Source organism: Albidovulum sp. (assembly GCF_008933605.1).
GTDB lineage: Bacteria > Pseudomonadota > Alphaproteobacteria > Rhodobacterales > Rhodobacteraceae > Albidovulum.
In genome coordinates, this window is sequence record NZ_WBUS01000089.1 from 1 (window position 1) to 14,184 (window position 14,184).

Annotated in this window: 12 protein-coding genes, 1 tRNA gene and 1 pseudogene; 8 read left to right on the forward strand and 6 right to left on the reverse strand. The window is 68.2% G+C overall.

Annotated elements, in window-relative coordinates; all coding sequences use genetic code 11:
- The coding region (locus F9K34_RS12150) for a divergent polysaccharide deacetylase family protein (protein ID WP_291337236.1) at window positions 1-566 on the forward strand (566 nt) is incomplete at its 5' end.
- Window positions 567-585: 19 nt separating this feature from the next.
- Here F9K34_RS12150 and trpE read toward each other — a convergent pair.
- The 6 genes from trpE to fabI all read right to left on the reverse strand — a co-directional run bounded on the left by trpE (window position 586) and on the right by fabI (window position 7,279).
- Window positions 586-2,091 (reverse strand): anthranilate synthase component I, encoded by a 1,506-nt coding sequence (trpE, locus tag F9K34_RS12155; RefSeq protein ID WP_436405742.1) that lies wholly within the window; start codon window positions 2,089-2,091, stop codon window positions 586-588.
- Window positions 2,092-2,107: 16 nt separating this feature from the next.
- Window positions 2,108-3,961 (reverse strand): peptidyl-prolyl cis-trans isomerase, encoded by a 1,854-nt coding sequence (locus F9K34_RS12160; RefSeq protein WP_291337238.1) that lies wholly within the window; start codon window positions 3,959-3,961, stop codon window positions 2,108-2,110.
- 72 nt (window positions 3,962-4,033) lie between these two features.
- Window positions 4,034-5,212, reverse strand: coding sequence for an aminotransferase (locus F9K34_RS12165; RefSeq protein WP_291337239.1), 1,179 nt, complete (start codon window positions 5,210-5,212; stop codon window positions 4,034-4,036).
- An 81-nt stretch (window positions 5,213-5,293) separates the two neighbouring features.
- On the reverse strand, window positions 5,294-5,800 hold the full coding sequence (gene gpt / locus F9K34_RS12170; RefSeq protein WP_291337240.1) for a xanthine phosphoribosyltransferase: 507 nt from the start codon (window positions 5,798-5,800) through the stop codon (window positions 5,294-5,296).
- A gap of 12 nt (window positions 5,801-5,812) precedes the next feature.
- The gene (locus F9K34_RS12175; protein ID WP_291337241.1) at window positions 5,813-6,436 is read right to left on the reverse strand and encodes a LysE family translocator; all 624 of its coding nucleotides are present in this window, start codon (window positions 6,434-6,436) and stop codon (window positions 5,813-5,815) included.
- 9 nt (window positions 6,437-6,445) lie between these two features.
- On the reverse strand, window positions 6,446-7,279 hold the full coding sequence (gene fabI, locus F9K34_RS12180; protein ID WP_291337242.1) for an enoyl-ACP reductase FabI: 834 nt from the start codon (window positions 7,277-7,279) through the stop codon (window positions 6,446-6,448).
- Window positions 7,280-7,419: 140 nt separating this feature from the next.
- Here fabI and pdxH point away from each other — a divergent pair, with 140 nt between their 5' ends.
- The 7 genes and pseudogenes from pdxH to F9K34_RS12215 form a co-directional block, all read left to right on the forward strand.
- Window positions 7,420-8,025 (forward strand): pyridoxamine 5'-phosphate oxidase, encoded by a 606-nt coding sequence (gene pdxH / locus F9K34_RS12185; protein ID WP_291337243.1) that lies wholly within the window; start codon window positions 7,420-7,422, stop codon window positions 8,023-8,025.
- A 92-nt stretch (window positions 8,026-8,117) separates the two neighbouring features.
- Window positions 8,118-8,651, forward strand: a complete 534-nt coding sequence (locus F9K34_RS12190; protein ID WP_291337244.1) for a cold-shock protein — start codon at window positions 8,118-8,120, stop codon at window positions 8,649-8,651.
- Window positions 8,648-9,118 carry a DUF192 domain-containing protein gene (locus F9K34_RS12195; RefSeq protein WP_291337245.1) on the forward strand — a complete coding sequence of 157 codons (471 nt, stop codon included), beginning with the start codon at window positions 8,648-8,650 and terminating at the stop codon, window positions 9,116-9,118. Before F9K34_RS12190 ends, F9K34_RS12195 begins: the two co-directional genes overlap by 4 nt.
- Before the next feature lie 45 nt (window positions 9,119-9,163).
- A tRNA-Pro gene (locus F9K34_RS12200) sits at window positions 9,164-9,240 on the forward strand.
- Between the two features lie 502 nt (window positions 9,241-9,742).
- Complete coding sequence (locus tag F9K34_RS12205) at window positions 9,743-13,426, forward strand: vitamin B12-dependent ribonucleotide reductase (RefSeq protein ID WP_291337246.1); 3,684 nt, start codon at window positions 9,743-9,745, stop codon at window positions 13,424-13,426.
- A gap of 319 nt (window positions 13,427-13,745) precedes the next feature.
- Window positions 13,746-13,979 (forward strand): EF-hand domain-containing protein, encoded by a 234-nt coding sequence (locus tag F9K34_RS12210; protein ID WP_291337247.1) that lies wholly within the window; start codon window positions 13,746-13,748, stop codon window positions 13,977-13,979.
- A pseudogene (locus F9K34_RS12215) lies at window positions 13,954-14,184 on the forward strand (UDP-3-O-(3-hydroxymyristoyl)glucosamine N-acyltransferase); the annotation flags it as partial. The gene F9K34_RS12210 and the pseudogene F9K34_RS12215, both read left to right, overlap by 26 nt.

Below are 14,184 nucleotides of genomic sequence, written 5' to 3' on the forward strand. Positions count from 1 at the left end.
CGCTCACCCAGCTCGGGGGGGCGGTCACGATCGCGATCGACCCCGAGGCACCCGATGCCGCTGCCCGTGCCTCGGTCTACCGGCTCGCCGGCGACGAGGTGGCGATTCTCGCGCCCGACCTGCCCGCGGGCGCGACGGCGAGCGATCTGGAGGTGAGCTACCAGGGCTCAGTGAGTGCCCTGCCGGAGGCCGTCGCCGTCGTCGGCCGCCGGGGCTCGGCCTTCCAGACCGACCGGCGGATCGCCCAGCACCTCGTCTCGCTGCTCGCGACCGAGGGCAGGGGGCTCGTGACCTACACCAAGGGGCTCGACCCCGCGCGGCAGGCGGCCGAGGGCGAGGGCCTGCCCCATGCCGCGATCTTCCGCGACCTTGACGCCGAGGGCGAGAACCCGGCGACGATCCAGCGCTTCCTCGACCGCGCGGCCTTCGAGGCGGCACGCACGGGCGCCGTCGTCGTCACCGGGACGACCTCGCCCGGAACGGTCGCGGCCTTGCAGGAATGGATTGCCGCCGGCGCCAAGGGCTCGGTCGTCGGCCCGGTCTCGGCGGTGATGCTGGCGGAGTGAGGGGCGCCGGCCGCGCCGGTCAGCCGTTGCCGCGCCGGACGAAGAGCCCGGCCTCCTCGGCCGCGGCCTTCAGCGCCTTGGACTTGTTCACCGTCTCCTGGAACTCCGCCTCGGGGTCGCTGTCGTAGACGACGCCGCCGCCGGCCTGGATGTAGAGCTTGCTGTCCTTTACCACGGCGGTCCTGAGCGCGATGCAGAAGTCCATCTCGCCGTTGGCGGCGAAATAGCCGACGCCGCCGCCATAGATGCCGCGCTTTTCCGGTTCCAGTTCGTCGATGATCTCCATCGCGCGGACCTTGGGCGCGCCCGAGACGGTGCCAGCGGGCAGACCGGCCAGCAGCGCCGAGAGCGCGTCCTGATCCTCGCGGATTTCCCCCACCACGTTCGAGACGATGTGCATGACGTGGGAATAGCGCTCGATGATGAACTTCTCGGTCGGGTGGACGGTGCCGATCTTCGCCACCCGGCCGACGTCGTTGCGGCCGAGGTCGAGCAGCATCAGGTGTTCGGCCAGTTCCTTCTTGTCGGCCAGAAGATCGGCCTCAAGCGCCTTGTCCTCCTCGGGGGTGCGGCCGCGCGGGCGGGTGCCGGCGATGGGGCGGATCGTGACCTCGCCGCCCCTGAGGCGGACGAGGATTTCCGGGGAAGCGCCGACGATGTGGAAGCCGCCGAAGTTGAAGAAGGTGAGGAAGGGCGAGGGATTGGTGCGGCGCAGGCTGCGGTAGAGCGCGAAGGGCGACAGCGGGAAATCCGCCGTCCAGCGCTGCGAGGGCACGACCTGGAAGATGTCGCCGGCGCGGATGTATTCCTTCGCCCGCTCCACGGCGGCCTTGTAGCCTTCCGGCGTGAAGTTCGAGACGAGCGGCCCGACCGGCGCCGCGTCGCCGAGCGCGCGTGTCTCGCCCGGGGCGGAGCGTTCGAGATCCCGCACCGCGTCCATCACCCGCTCGGCCGCCTGGGCATAGGCCGCCCGCGCCGGGAGCCCGGAGGCGATCCAGGCGGGCGAACAGACCGTCACCTCGCCCTTCACGCCGTCGAGAACCGCGATGACGGTTGGCCGCATGAGGACGGCGTCCGGCACGCCGATGGGGTCGGGCTTCAGGTTCGGCAGGTGTTCCACCAGCCGGATCATGTCGTAGCCGAGGTAGCCGAAGAGGCCCGCAGCGATGGCCGGGATGCCCGCGGGCATTACGATCCGGCTTTCCGCGATCAGCGCGCGGAGCGTGGCGAGCGGATGGCCCGGCAGGTCCTCGAACGCCTCCGCGTCGAACCGCGCCTGCCGGTTGATCCGGCTTCGCTCGCCCCGGCATTCCCAGATCAGATCGGGCTTCAGCCCTACGACCGAGTAGCGCCCGCGCACCTCGCCGCCGGTGACGGATTCGAGCATGAAGCTCATCGGCTGCGCCTCGGCGAGCTTCAGCATCAGGCTGACCGGCGTGTCGAGATCGGCCGCGAGCCGGGCGTAGACGAGCTGGTTCTCGCCCTTTGCCCAGCCCTGTTCGAAGGCCTCGAAGGAAGGGATCATCGCCAAGGGCCGGTCCTCAGTTCATCTGCGCATGCACGGCATTGATCGCCGCCGGGTCGAGCCGGATGCCCGCCTTCGCCTCGAGTCCCTGGGTGAAGAGCTGGAACATGTCGGTGGCGAGCGACTGGCCCACCTGCGCCTCGATCATCTCGCGCATCGCCACGACCTCCTCGCCCGCCGCGTCGGCAGGATGCACGGCGGTGACCGAGACGAGGTGCACCCGGCCCGGAGCGTCCACCACCGCCGTTCCGCCCTCGGGCAGGCGGAAGGCTTCGTTCGCCACCTCGGCCGGGGTATCGGCGATGAAGCCGCCGCGCGCGAAGTCGGCGAAGCGCGTGGTGACGAGGCCGGAGGAGGCGAGGGGCGTGCCCGCGTCCACCTTCGCCCGGATCTCCTCGCCGAGCGCCACGAGCCGGCGGTGGGTCTCCTCCCTCTGCCAGGCCGCGATCGCCTCGGCGCGCACCGCGTCGAGCGGCTGCAGCGCCGGGGCCGCGATGCTGTCGAGCCGGAGCGCGAAGACGCCGCCGTCGTCAAGCTGGGCGAGCGCGGGGAAATCCTCGGCCTTGACGGCCTTGGCCGCGTCGCGGAAGGCGGCGTAGGCGGCGATGCCCTCCTCGCTCCCCTCGCTGAAGGCGAGGGTGCCAAGCTCCATCCCCTTTTCGGCCGCGACCTCTTCCAGCGTCGCGCCCGAGGCGAGCAGGTCCTCGATCCCATCGGCCTCCTCGGCGATGAGTCGGCGCGCCTGGTCTGCCGTCGCCTCGGCCGCAAGATCGTCGCGCGCCTCCTCGAAGGTCGTCTCCTGCGCCTCAAGGATGCCGTTCATGGAATAGAGCGCGGGCCCGAGGTCGGAGGGCAGCGGACCGACGACGCCGGACTCGGCCAGCGCGAAGACCGCCTCGCCCGCCGGTCCCAGCGCCGCCTTGGACATTTCGCCCAGGTCGATGTCGGCGAGCGTCAGCCCGCGCTCGGCCGCCAGGTCCTCGAAGCTCGCCTCCCCGGCGTCGAGCCGCGCCTTGGCGGCCTCGGCCTCGGCGTCCGACGGAAAGACCAGCCGTTCGACGAGCCGCCGTTCCGGCGTGACGAACTCGGCGACACGCTCGTCATAGCTCTTCCTGAGTGCCTCCTCGTCAAGCTCCACGCGGTCTGCAATGCTCTCGGGCGACAGCCAGACATAGCTGATGTGGCGGGTCTCGGGGCTGGTGAATGCCTGCGGGTTCGCCTCGTAATAGGCCTTGAGCGCCGCCTCGTCAGGGGTGCCGACCGGCTCCGTCAGGTCGGAGGCGATGAGTTCGGCCACGGTGAAGTCGCGGGTCTCGGTCGCCCAGGCGGCAAGCCTGCCCACCAGGGCCTCGGGGGCGGCGGTGGCGCCGAGCACGGCACTCTGGAACAGCGTGCGCGCGGCCTCGTCGCGGACCTTGGCCTCGAACTCGCGCTCGCCGAAGCCTTCCTGCTTCAGCGCGAGCGCATAGGCGTCGCGGTCGAAGGTGCCGTCGGGGCCCTGGAAGGCAGGGATCGCCGTCAGCTTCCGCCGCACTTCGGCGTCGCCCGCCGAAAGCCCGATCCAAGAAGCCTCGTTGTCGAGCGCGGCGGTCGCGATCACCTGCGCCTGAACGGCGCGGTCGATCCCCAGCACCTGTGCCTGCTCGAAGCTCAGGGGCGTGCCGACCTGCGCCGAGGCCGCCTGCATTTCCCGCTGGAGCGTGCGGGCGTAGTCGCGCAGATCGATCTCGCGGTCGCCCACCGTGCCGATCGACCGCACCGAGCCGCCGAAATTCCGCGCGCCGAAGCCGCCGAGCCCGAGGACCAGGAGCCCCATGAGGACCCAGATGATGGTGTTGCCGCGCTTTTTGCTGCGCAGGGAGCTCGACATCGCGTTTGGTCCCCCGAGGTAGATGTTCCGCTGGTGTTTAGGCCAGCGGCGAGGGTCGGGCAAGGCCGACCGTCAGGGGCGGAACCCCCTCAGCCGCTCGATGAGGGTGCCGATGGCCGGCACGCCGATGTTGGCGAAGGCGATGCGCACCTCGCGCGCCCCCTCCGGGTCGTCCGCGGGGCGGAACATCGTGCCCGGCAAGAGGAGGACGCCGGCCTCGCGGACGAGCCGTTTCGCAAGCTCGGGCGACGGTAGGTCGAAGGGGTGGCGGGCATAGGCGAAGAAGGCGCCGGCGCCGAGAAGCTGCCAGCCGGGCAGGGTGGCGAAGCCCGCCTCGATCGCCGCGCGGCGGGCGAGGATCTCGGCGCGTTCGCCGCCGACCCATTGGGAAAGGTTCCGCATCCCCCAGAGCGCCGCGATCTGGCCGAGCTGGTTCGGGCAGATCGCCACCGTGTCGAGGAACTTCTCCACCTCGGCGAGCCGGCCGGCATCGGCGACGATGGCGCCGACCCGGTGGCCGGTCAGCCGGAACGCCTTGGAGAAGGAATAGAGGTGGACGAGCGTCCCGCGCCAGCCGGGGTCGCCGAAGAGGTCGTGAGGCGCCGCCGGGCGGGAATCGAAGTCGCGGTAGGTCTCGTCGAGGATCAGCGCGAGGTCGCGCTCGCGGGCAAGCTCGTAGAAGGCGCGGACCGTTTCGGCGGGATATTCCACCCCGCCGGGGTTGTTCGGGGTGACGAGCACGATGGCGCGGGTGCGGTCGGTCAGGAGCGCCGAGGCGGCCGCGACGTCCGGGACGAGCCCCGCCCCGGCGGGCAGCGGCACCGCCCCGATCCCCTGCATGTCGAACCACATCTTGTGATTGAAATACCAAGGGGTTGGAAGAAGAACTTCATCCCCGCTCCGGGCAATCGTCGCCATGATCGCGCAGAAGGCCTGGTTGCAGCCCTGCGTGATCGCGACATCCGCCGCCGAGATGGCGCCGCCATAGGCGGCCGACCACTGGTCCGCGATCTCGGCGCGAAGCGCGGGCAGGCCGAGCACGGGGCCGTAGAGATGCGCGGCGGGATCGTTCAGCGCCGCCTCCGCGATGGCGCGGCGGAGCCCTTCGGGCGGCGCCTCCATCGGTGCCGCCTGGCTGACGTTGATCAGCGGCCGGTCCGGCGGGAAGGTCACGCCGTCAAGCCAGCGCCGTGCCTCCATCACCGGGGGCGCCTCGGTCATGGCCATCCAGGGGTTGACGGGCAGCGTCATTCTGAGTCTCCCGCGCTGCGCGCGTCTTCGATACACAAGTCCTCCGGCCGGAGGGTTCCGCCCGGCCGGCCGGGCAACCGTTCAGTCCCGGCCGCGGTAAGGCTCGACATACTGCAGCGCCATGTCCCAGGGGAAGAAGATCCAGGTGTCCTGGCTGACCTCTGTGATGTAGCTGTCGACCATCGCGCGGCCCGCCGGCTTGGCATAGACGGTGGCGAAATGCGCCTTCGGATAGAGCCTCCGCACCAGTTCCAGCGTCTTGCCGGTATCGACGAGGTCGTCGATGACCAGGACCCCTTCGCCGTCCTTGCCCATGATGTCGGCCTGCGGCGCCTTGATGACGCGCGGCTCGGTCTGGGCCTGGTGGTTGTAGGACTTCACCGAGATCGTGTCGACGATGCGGATGTCGAGTTCGCGGCTGACGATCATCGCCGGTGCCATGCCGCCGCGGGTGATCGCGACCACCGCCCGCCAGCCGCCGTTGTCCGGCCCGTGTCCGTCGAGGCGCCAAGCGAGGGCGCGGGAATCGCGGTGGATCTGGTCCCAGGAGACGTGGAAGCCCTTCTCGTGGGGAAGCCGGTCCTTCATTGCGGTCCTCGTTCAGTGCTGGATGATCAACAGGAGACCGAGCAGGGCCATCGCCACGGCGCAGGCCCGGTCGATCCAGAATTTGGCGGCAAAGTAGCGCGAACGCATCGGCGCTGTCGACATCAGAACCGCGACCAGCGCGTACCAGAAGAGCTCCGTCCCGAGGCAGAGCGCATAGAGCGCGGCCTGTCCGGAGGGCGCGAGCGGCTCGGGAAAGACCGACAGGATCAGCGTGGCGTAGAAGAGCGCGGGCTTGGGGTTGGAGAGATTGAGCGCGATGCCGCCTGCGAACCCGCGCAAGGCGCCCTTTTCCGGACCCTCGGCCGCCTCCGGCAGGGGCGCGGTGGAGGCCTTCCATAGCCCCCGGGCGAACCACAGGAGGTAGAATCCGCCGAAGACCTTCAGCGCCGCGAAGAGGACCGGGTTGAGCTTGAACACCAGCGCCAGCCCGAAAAGCGCCATCAGGCACCAGAGCGAGGCGCCGGTCGCCAGTCCCAGCCCGTAGGGCAGCGCCCGGTTGCGGCCATGCGCGAAGGCGGTCTGGACGGTGGCGATGATCGCCGGGCCCGGCGTCAGGATGGCGAGCGAAAGCGCGGTGAGGAGCGCCGCGGCCTGCGGCAGGGCGATGGCGCCCATGGCGGTGCGTCAGTCCCTGCCGTTGCCGTTTCGCCCGGTCACGGCGTCGATGTCGGGGGCATCGACCGCCTTCATGCCGACGATGTGATAGCCGCAGTCGACGTGGTGCGTCTCACCCGTGACACCCGAGCCGAGGTCGGAGAGCAGGTAGAGCGCCGACTTGCCGACCTCCTCCTGGCTGACGTTGCGCCGCAAGGGCGAGTTCAGCTCGTTCCATTTCAGGATGTAGCGGAAGTCGCCGATGCCGGAGGCCGCGAGCGTCTTGATCGGCCCCGCCGAGATCGCGTTGCAGCGGATGCGGTCCTTGCCGAGATCCTCGGCGATGTAGCGCACCGAGGCCTCGAGCGCGGCCTTGGCCACGCCCATGACGTTGTAGTGCGGCATCACCCGCTCGGCGCCGTAGTAGGTCAGCGTCAGCAGCGATCCGCCGTCCGGCATGATCGCCGCCGCGCGCCGGCAGACGGCGGTGAAGGAATAAACCGAGATGTCCATCGTCATGCGGAAGTTGTCGATGCCGGTATCGACATAGCGGCCGCGGAGTTCGTTCTTGTCGGAAAACCCGATCGCGTGGACGACGAAGTCGAGCTTGCCCCAGACCGCCTTCAGCCGGTCGAAGAGCGCGTCGAGCGAGGCCGCGTCCGATACGTCGCACTCGATCACTTCGGACGCGCCGACCTCGGCGGCGAGCGGCTCCACCCGCTTTTTCAGCGCTTCGCCCTGATAGGAGAATGCAAGGTCGGCACCCGCATCGGCGCAGGCTCGGGCGATCCCCCAGGCGATCGACTTGTCGTTCGCAACGCCCATGATGAGGCCGCGCTTGCCGGCCATCAAATTGGTTGCCATATCTGCCCCCGCGCCACTTTCTTATCAAGTGTTGAAGCATTAGGCTAAGTTCCAAGCTGCTTCAAGGGCGAGAGGCGCTAATTGGCGAGTGTGTCGCGCCGGTTGCAATCAGGAATAGAAACGGCGGGAAACAAAGAAGAATGTCTGATCGCAGCGGGATATTTTCCGGCACCGACCCGTTCGAGATCGCACGAACCTGGCTGGCCGAGGCCGAAGCAACCGAACCCAACGACCCCAACGCGATCGCACTGGCCACGGTTGACATCGATGGGTTGCCGAATGCGCGTATGGTGCTTTTGAAAGAGATTGAGGCCGACGCATTTCTCTTCTACACAAACTACGGATCGGCCAAGGGACGCGAAATCGCGGCTTCCGGCAAGGCGGCGTTCGTCCTGCACTGGAAGTCGCTCAGGCGGCAGATCCGGGTCAGGGGTGTTACAAGTCGAGAAGAGGGCCCCAAGGCGGACGAGTATTACGCCTCGCGGTCGCTTCAGAGCCGCCTCGGCGCCTGGGCGTCGAGGCAATCGGAACCGCTTGCCTCCCGCGCGGGGCTGATGGCGGATGTGGCACGAGTGACGGCGGCGCATGGTATCGCGCCGGGGCGTCCGCCCTTCTGGGGGGGGATAAGGCTCACGCCGCTGGAGATCGAATTCTGGGCCGACGGGGCCTTTCGACTTCACGACCGGTTCCAATGGCGTCGCGCAACGCTGGCGGAGGATTGGACAATCACGCGATTGAGTCCCTAACCTTCGCACATGTGGTTACCAGTAGCTCGAGGTGCTAGCTGAACTTCAATCCGTCTCCCCGGCGTCCGGCGGGACGGGAATGGGAACGGACAATGACTGAAGAACAACAGAACCAGCACGAGGTCTCGGGCCGCGTGAAATGGTTCGATCCGGCCAAGGGTTTCGGCTTCATCGTCGCGGACGGCAGCGGCGGCGACATCCTGCTGCACGCCAACGTCCTGCGAAACTTCGGCAAGAGCTCCGTTGCCGACAACGCGCGAATCAGGGTCCTGGTGCAGCAGACCGCGCGCGGCGCCCAGGCCGTCGAGGTGCGCGAAATCCTTCCACCCGAGACCGACGACGGCGCGCCCATCGAGGATCTGGGCGACAGCGACGCTGCCGCGATCGCCGCCCTGCCGCTGGAGCCCGCCCGGGTGAAGTGGTTCGACAAGGGCAAGGGCTTCGGCTTCGCGAATGTCTATGGCCGGCCCGAGGACGTCTTCATCCATATCGAGATCCTGCGCCGGTCGGGCTTTGCCGATCTGCAGCCGGGCGAGGCGGTCGGCCTGCGGGTGATCGACGGCAAGCGTGGCCGGATGGCGGCGCAGGTCACCTCCTGGGAGGCGGCGCTCAGGGAGCCGCGATGATCCGCGCGGGCTGGCTCGCCCTCCTGCTTGTCGCCGGGGCGGGGCAGGGCGCCCGGGCCGCCTGCTCCGACGGCCGGGCCGAGTTCCGCTGGGACGGCGGGCAGGCGCGCTTTTCGGTCGAGATCGCCGACGACGAGGCCGAGCGTGCCCAGGGGCTGATGTTCCGGCAGGAGTTGCCCGCAAGCGGCGGGATGCTCTTCATCTACGACCGCCCGCAGGCGGTGTCGTTCTGGATGAAGAACACGCTCGTTCCGCTCGACATGGTCTTCGTCGGCGCCGACGGCCGGGTGAACGGGGTCCATGCCAACGCGGTGCCGGGGGATCAGACGCCGATCCCGGGGCCGCAGGCGACGCTGATGGTCCTGGAAATCCAGGGCGGCCTTGCGGCGCGGCTCGGGCTCGCCGAGGGGGCGGAAATGCGCCACCCGCGCCTGGCCCAGGCCGGCGCGCTCTGGCCCTGCGACTAGCTTGGGTCTTTCCCTCGGACGGGCAAGCCGCTAGGAACGACGCGTCGGGGCGTAGCGCAGTCTGGTAGCGCGGCGGTTTTGGGTACCGTAGGTCGTGAGTTCGAATCTCGCCGCCCCGACCACGCCATCCGGATGAGGCCGACCTCCCCGCCCGCCGCCGCCAAGGGCGCCCGCCGTCCGGGCTTTGCCGCCGGGTCCATGGATCGTCGCATCTGTTCGCCGGTTGAGCCACGGTCGCAGCGCCTGCGTCCAAATGCGCGGGATGGAATGCGATTTGCGGTCCCCCGCCTGTCCCGCGCGGCGGAAATGGAATCACCCGCCGGTCCTGCCCGCCGAACGCCGGGACCCGTCAACAGAAAAACACGGCAGGGAGTCGTGAAAAATCTGTTGACCCGAGGGCCCAACCTACGTCAGGTTGTGCAAGCCAACGAACAAGCCACAAGATTTAGTGGCGGCGGGACGGGATAACACCTCAAGACACATCCGGCGACATCAACGCCGGAACGCGGCGAGCGCACGCGCCGCGCGGGGAGGGCATGTGACCGATCACGCCTCGGGGGCGAAGGCGCGGCAAGACGCACTGTAAAGGGGCGCGCCGCTTAACGCTGGAACGATGGGGCAGAAATGAAGTTCGAACGCAGATTCACCCGGGCCGGGCAGGATGCCTACGCAAGCATCGGGTTCGCCACGACGACCTCGGAAATCCGCAATCCCGACGGCAAGATCGTGTTCCGCAACGACGCCGTCGAGGTGCCGGAGGGCTGGAGTCAGGTCGCGTCCGACGTTCTGGCGCAGAAGTATTTCCGCAAGGCCGGCGTGCCCGCGCGCCTGCGTCGCGTGAAGGAAAAGGGCGTGCCCGAATTCCTCTGGCGTTCGGTCGCCGACGAGAAGGCGCTGGCGGACCTGCCCGAGGGCGAGCGTTTCGTGGGCGAGACCTCGGCCCGGCAGGTCTTCGACCGTCTCGCCGGCGCCTGGGCCTACTGGGGCTGGAAGGGCGGCTACTTCTCCTCCGAGGCCGACGCGCGGGCCTATTACGACGAGATGCGCTTTATGCTGGCCGAGCAGATGGCCGCGCCGAACAGCCCGCAGTGGTTCAACACCGGGCTTCACTGGGCCTATGGCATCGACGGGCCGAGCCAGGGACACTTCTACGTCGACCACGCCACCGGCAAGCTGGTGAAGTCCGACAGCGCCTACGAACACCCGCAGCCCCATGCCTGCTTCATCCAGTCGGTCAGCGATGACCTGGTCAACGAGGGCGGCATCATGGACCTCTGGGTCCGCGAGGCGCGGCTCTTCAAGTACGGCTCGGGCACCGGCACCAATTTCTCCTCGCTCCGCGGCGAGGGCGAGCGGCTTTCGGGCGGCGGCAAGTCCTCGGGCCTCATGGGCTTCCTCAAGATCGGCGACCGCGCGGCGGGCGCGATCAAGTCGGGCGGCACCACGCGGCGCGCCGCCAAGATGGTGATCTGCGACATGGATCACCCCGACATCGAGCAGTTCATCAACTGGAAGGTCATCGAGGAGCAGAAGGTCGCCTCGCTGGTCGCCGGCTCCAAGAGCCACGAAAAGCAGTTGAACGAGATCTTCGCGGCGATCCGCCAGTGGGACGGCGCAAGCGAGGATTCGGTTGATCCGGCGAGGAACGCCGCGCTGAAGGCCGCGATCCGGGGCGCCAAGAAGGCGATGATCCCCGAAACCTACGTCAAGCGTGTGCTCGACTATGCAAGGCAAGGCTACGGGAGCATCGAATTCCCGACCTACGACACCGATTGGGACAGTGAAGCCTATGCGTCGGTCTCCGGGCAGAATTCCAACAATTCCGTCCGGGTGACCGACGCTTTCCTCAAGGCGGTGAAGGACGATGCCGACTGGGAGCTGGTCCGCCGCACCGACGGCAGGATCGCCAAAACCGTGAAGGCCCGCGATCTCTGGCAGCAGGTCGGCCATGCCGCCTGGGCCTGCGCCGATCCCGGCATCCAGTTCCACGACACGGTGAACGCCTGGCACACCTGCCCCGAAGACGGGGCAATCCGGGGCTCCAACCCCTGCTCGGAATACATGTTCCTCGACGACACGGCCTGCAACCTGGCGTCGATGAACCTCCTGACCTTCCACAAGGCGGGCAAGTTCGACGCGGAGGCCTATGTCCACGCCACGCGGCTCTGGACCGTGACGCTGGAAATCTCGGTCCTGATGGCGCAGTTCCCCTCGAAGGAAATCGCCCAGCGGTCCTACGACTTCCGCACGCTCGGCCTCGGCTACGCCAATATCGGCGGGCTGCTGATGACCATGGGGCTCGGCTACGACAGCCCCGAGGGCCGCGCGCTCTGCGGCGCGCTGACGGCGATCATGACCGGCGTCAGCTATGCCACCTCGGCCGAGATGGCGGGCGAACTCGGGCCCTTCCCGGGCTATGCGAAGAACGCCGCCCACATGCTGCGGGTGATCCGCAACCACCGCACCGCGGCTTACGGGCGGGCGGAGGGCTACGAGGCGCTGGCTGTCAGGCCGGTGCCGCTCGACCACGCGAACTGCCCCGACCAGTCCCTTGTTTCCCTTGCGAAATCCGCCTGGGATGAGGCGCTGGCGCTGGGCGAGAAGCACGGCTACCGCAACGCGCAAGCCACGGTGATCGCGCCCACCGGCACGATCGGCCTTGTCATGGATTGCGACACGACCGGGATCGAGCCGGACTTCGCGCTGGTGAAGTTCAAGAAGCTTGCGGGCGGCGGCTACTTCAAGATCATCAACCGCTCCGTCCCGGCAGCGCTGGAGACGCTCGGCTACCGGTCGGCTGAGATCGAGGAGATCATCGCCCATGCCGTCGGCCATGCCTCGCTCGGCAATTGCCCCGGCATCAACCACACCGCCCTCATCGGCCACGGTTTCGGCCTGGCCGAGGTGGAGAAGATCGAGGCGGCCCTGCCCTCGGCCTTCGACATCCGCTTCGTCTTCAACCAGTGGACGCTGGGGGAAAGCTTCTGCCGCGAAACCCTTGGTATTCCTGCGGAAAAGCTCGCCGACCCGACGTTCGACCTGCTGCGACACCTCGGCTTCACCAAGGCCCAGATCGAGGCCGCGAACGACCATGTCTGCGGGACGATGACGCTGGAAGGCGCGCCGCACCTGAAGCCCGAGCACTACCACGTCTTCGACTGCGCCAACCCCTGCGGCAAGACCGGCAAGCGGTTCCTCTCGGTCGAGAGCCACATCACCATGATGGCGGCGGCGCAGAGCTTCATCTCGGGCGCGATCTCCAAGACGATCAACATGCCGAACTCGGCCACGATCGAGGAGACGCTGGCGGCCTACGAGCTGTCGTGGAGCCTCGGCATCAAGGCCAACGCGCTCTACCGCGACGGCTCGAAGCTCAGCCAGCCGCTGGCCTCGGCCCTCGTCGAGGATGACGAGGAGGCGGAGGAAATCCTCAGCAACGGCTCGGCGCAGGAGAAGGCCGCCGTACTCGCCGAGAAGATCGTCGAGAAGGTCATCGTCAAGGAACTCGTGCGCTCGCACCGCGAGAAGCTGCCGGAGCGGCGCAAGGGCTATACCCAGAAGGCCATCGTCGGCGGCCACAAGGTCTATCTCAGGACCGGCGAGTACAAGGACGGCGCGCTCGGCGAGATCTTCATCGACATGCACAAGGAAGGCGCGGGCTTCCGGGCGATGATGAACAACTTCGCAATCGCTGTCAGCGTCGGCCTGCAATACGGTGTTCCGCTGGAGGAATTCGTCGATGCCTTCACCTTCACCAAGTTCGAGCCGGCGGGCATGGTGCAGGGCAACGAGGCGATCAAGACCGCCACCTCGATCCTCGACTACATCTTCCGCGAGCTGGCAATCAGCTACCTCGACCGCACCGATCTTGCCCATGTGAAGCCTGTGGGCGCGAGCTTCGACGATCTCGGCGGCGGCGCGAACGAGGGCCAGGCGAACCTGGCGGAAGTCAGCGAGAAGGCCGCCTCGAAGTCGCTCGAGGTGCTGAAGCAGGTCGCCTCCACCGGCTACATGCGCAAGCGCCTGCCGCAGGAGCTTGTGGTCCTGCAAGGCGGGATGGGGGCGACCGCGCTTGCGGGCGACCCGGTCGCCGCGCTGAACACGCTCATTCCGGTGACGGCGCAGGCGGCCTTCGGCGGCGGCGCCACCGCGCTCGCCTCCGGGACGGTCACGATGGACGCCCGCGCCAAGGCCAGGATGCAGGGCTACGAGGGCGAGGCCTGCGGCGAATGCGGCAACTACACGCTGGTGCGCAACGGCACCTGCATGAAGTGCAACACCTGCGGCGCGACGAGCGGATGCAGTTGAGAAGAGAATTCCGGTCACTCCGGTGACAGGTTCCGGGGCGGGTGCGCTCGCCCCCGACGACGTTCAGGCCGCAGGCGAGAACACCGAGCGGTAACAAGGATGAGCCTGAACGGCGAAACTCGGGGGGCCAAGGCCCCCCTTTTTCTTTCCCCGCGGCGCGTTTTCGCCGGAACCGGCGGAAACCCGGGGATGTTATTGCCTAACGGGGGAGGAAAAGACGACTTCTCCCCCTGCAACGGTCCTTGCGCCCGGCCGCCCTGCCCCCCAGATTCAGGGCAAGCGCGCCGGGGGGCTCCGGACCGCGACAAAGGAGAGACGGATGAACAAGACGATTTCGGCCTTCGTGTTCGGCCTCGCGCTCGCCGGTGCCGCCCAGGCGCAGACGGTGGTGACCGATACCGACGGCAATGGCAGCTACTCGATCGAGGAACTGACCGCCGCCTACCCGGACATGACGCCTGAGCTTTTCGCCCAGGTCGACGTGAACGGCGACGGCTCGGTGGACGCCGACGAGCTTGCGGCGGCACGTGAACAGGGCGTGCTCGCCAACTGATCCGACACCCACGGAACCCACGGCTGCGGGCGCCACGGAAGCGGCGCCCGCTTCATTTCAGGCGGCATCCCTGCCCACCGGCGCCATCGTCGGGCCGGGCGCCGAGATCGGCGCGGGCTCCGTCATCGGACCGCAGGCCGTCATCGGCCCCGGCGTGCGCATCGGCCGCGATTGCGCCATCGGCGCGCATGTCAGCATCATCTGC

What these genes read in the sequence shown, in the direction of transcription:
- trpE (WP_436405742.1), bottom strand. Translation starts at nt 2,091, where the DNA reads ATGATCCCTTCCTTCGAGGCCTTCGAACAGGGCTGGGCAAAGGGCGAG.
- F9K34_RS12160 (WP_291337238.1), bottom strand. Translation starts at nt 3,961, where the DNA reads ATGTCGAGCTCCCTGCGCAGCAAAAAGCGCGGCAACACCATCATCTGG.
- F9K34_RS12165 (WP_291337239.1), bottom strand. Translation starts at nt 5,212, where the DNA reads ATGACGCTGCCCGTCAACCCCTGGATGGCCATGACCGAGGCGCCCCCG.
- gpt (WP_291337240.1), bottom strand. Translation starts at nt 5,800, where the DNA reads ATGAAGGACCGGCTTCCCCACGAGAAGGGCTTCCACGTCTCCTGGGAC.
- F9K34_RS12175 (WP_291337241.1), bottom strand. Translation starts at nt 6,436, where the DNA reads ATGGGCGCCATCGCCCTGCCGCAGGCCGCGGCGCTCCTCACCGCGCTT.
- fabI (WP_291337242.1), bottom strand. Translation starts at nt 7,279, where the DNA reads ATGGCAACCAATTTGATGGCCGGCAAGCGCGGCCTCATCATGGGCGTT.
- pdxH (WP_291337243.1), top strand. Translation starts at nt 7,420, where the DNA reads ATGTCTGATCGCAGCGGGATATTTTCCGGCACCGACCCGTTCGAGATC.
- F9K34_RS12190 (WP_291337244.1), top strand. Translation starts at nt 8,118, where the DNA reads ATGACTGAAGAACAACAGAACCAGCACGAGGTCTCGGGCCGCGTGAAA.
- F9K34_RS12195 (WP_291337245.1), top strand. Translation starts at nt 8,648, where the DNA reads ATGATCCGCGCGGGCTGGCTCGCCCTCCTGCTTGTCGCCGGGGCGGGG.
- F9K34_RS12205 (WP_291337246.1), top strand. Translation starts at nt 9,743, where the DNA reads ATGAAGTTCGAACGCAGATTCACCCGGGCCGGGCAGGATGCCTACGCA.
- F9K34_RS12210 (WP_291337247.1), top strand. Translation starts at nt 13,746, where the DNA reads ATGAACAAGACGATTTCGGCCTTCGTGTTCGGCCTCGCGCTCGCCGGT.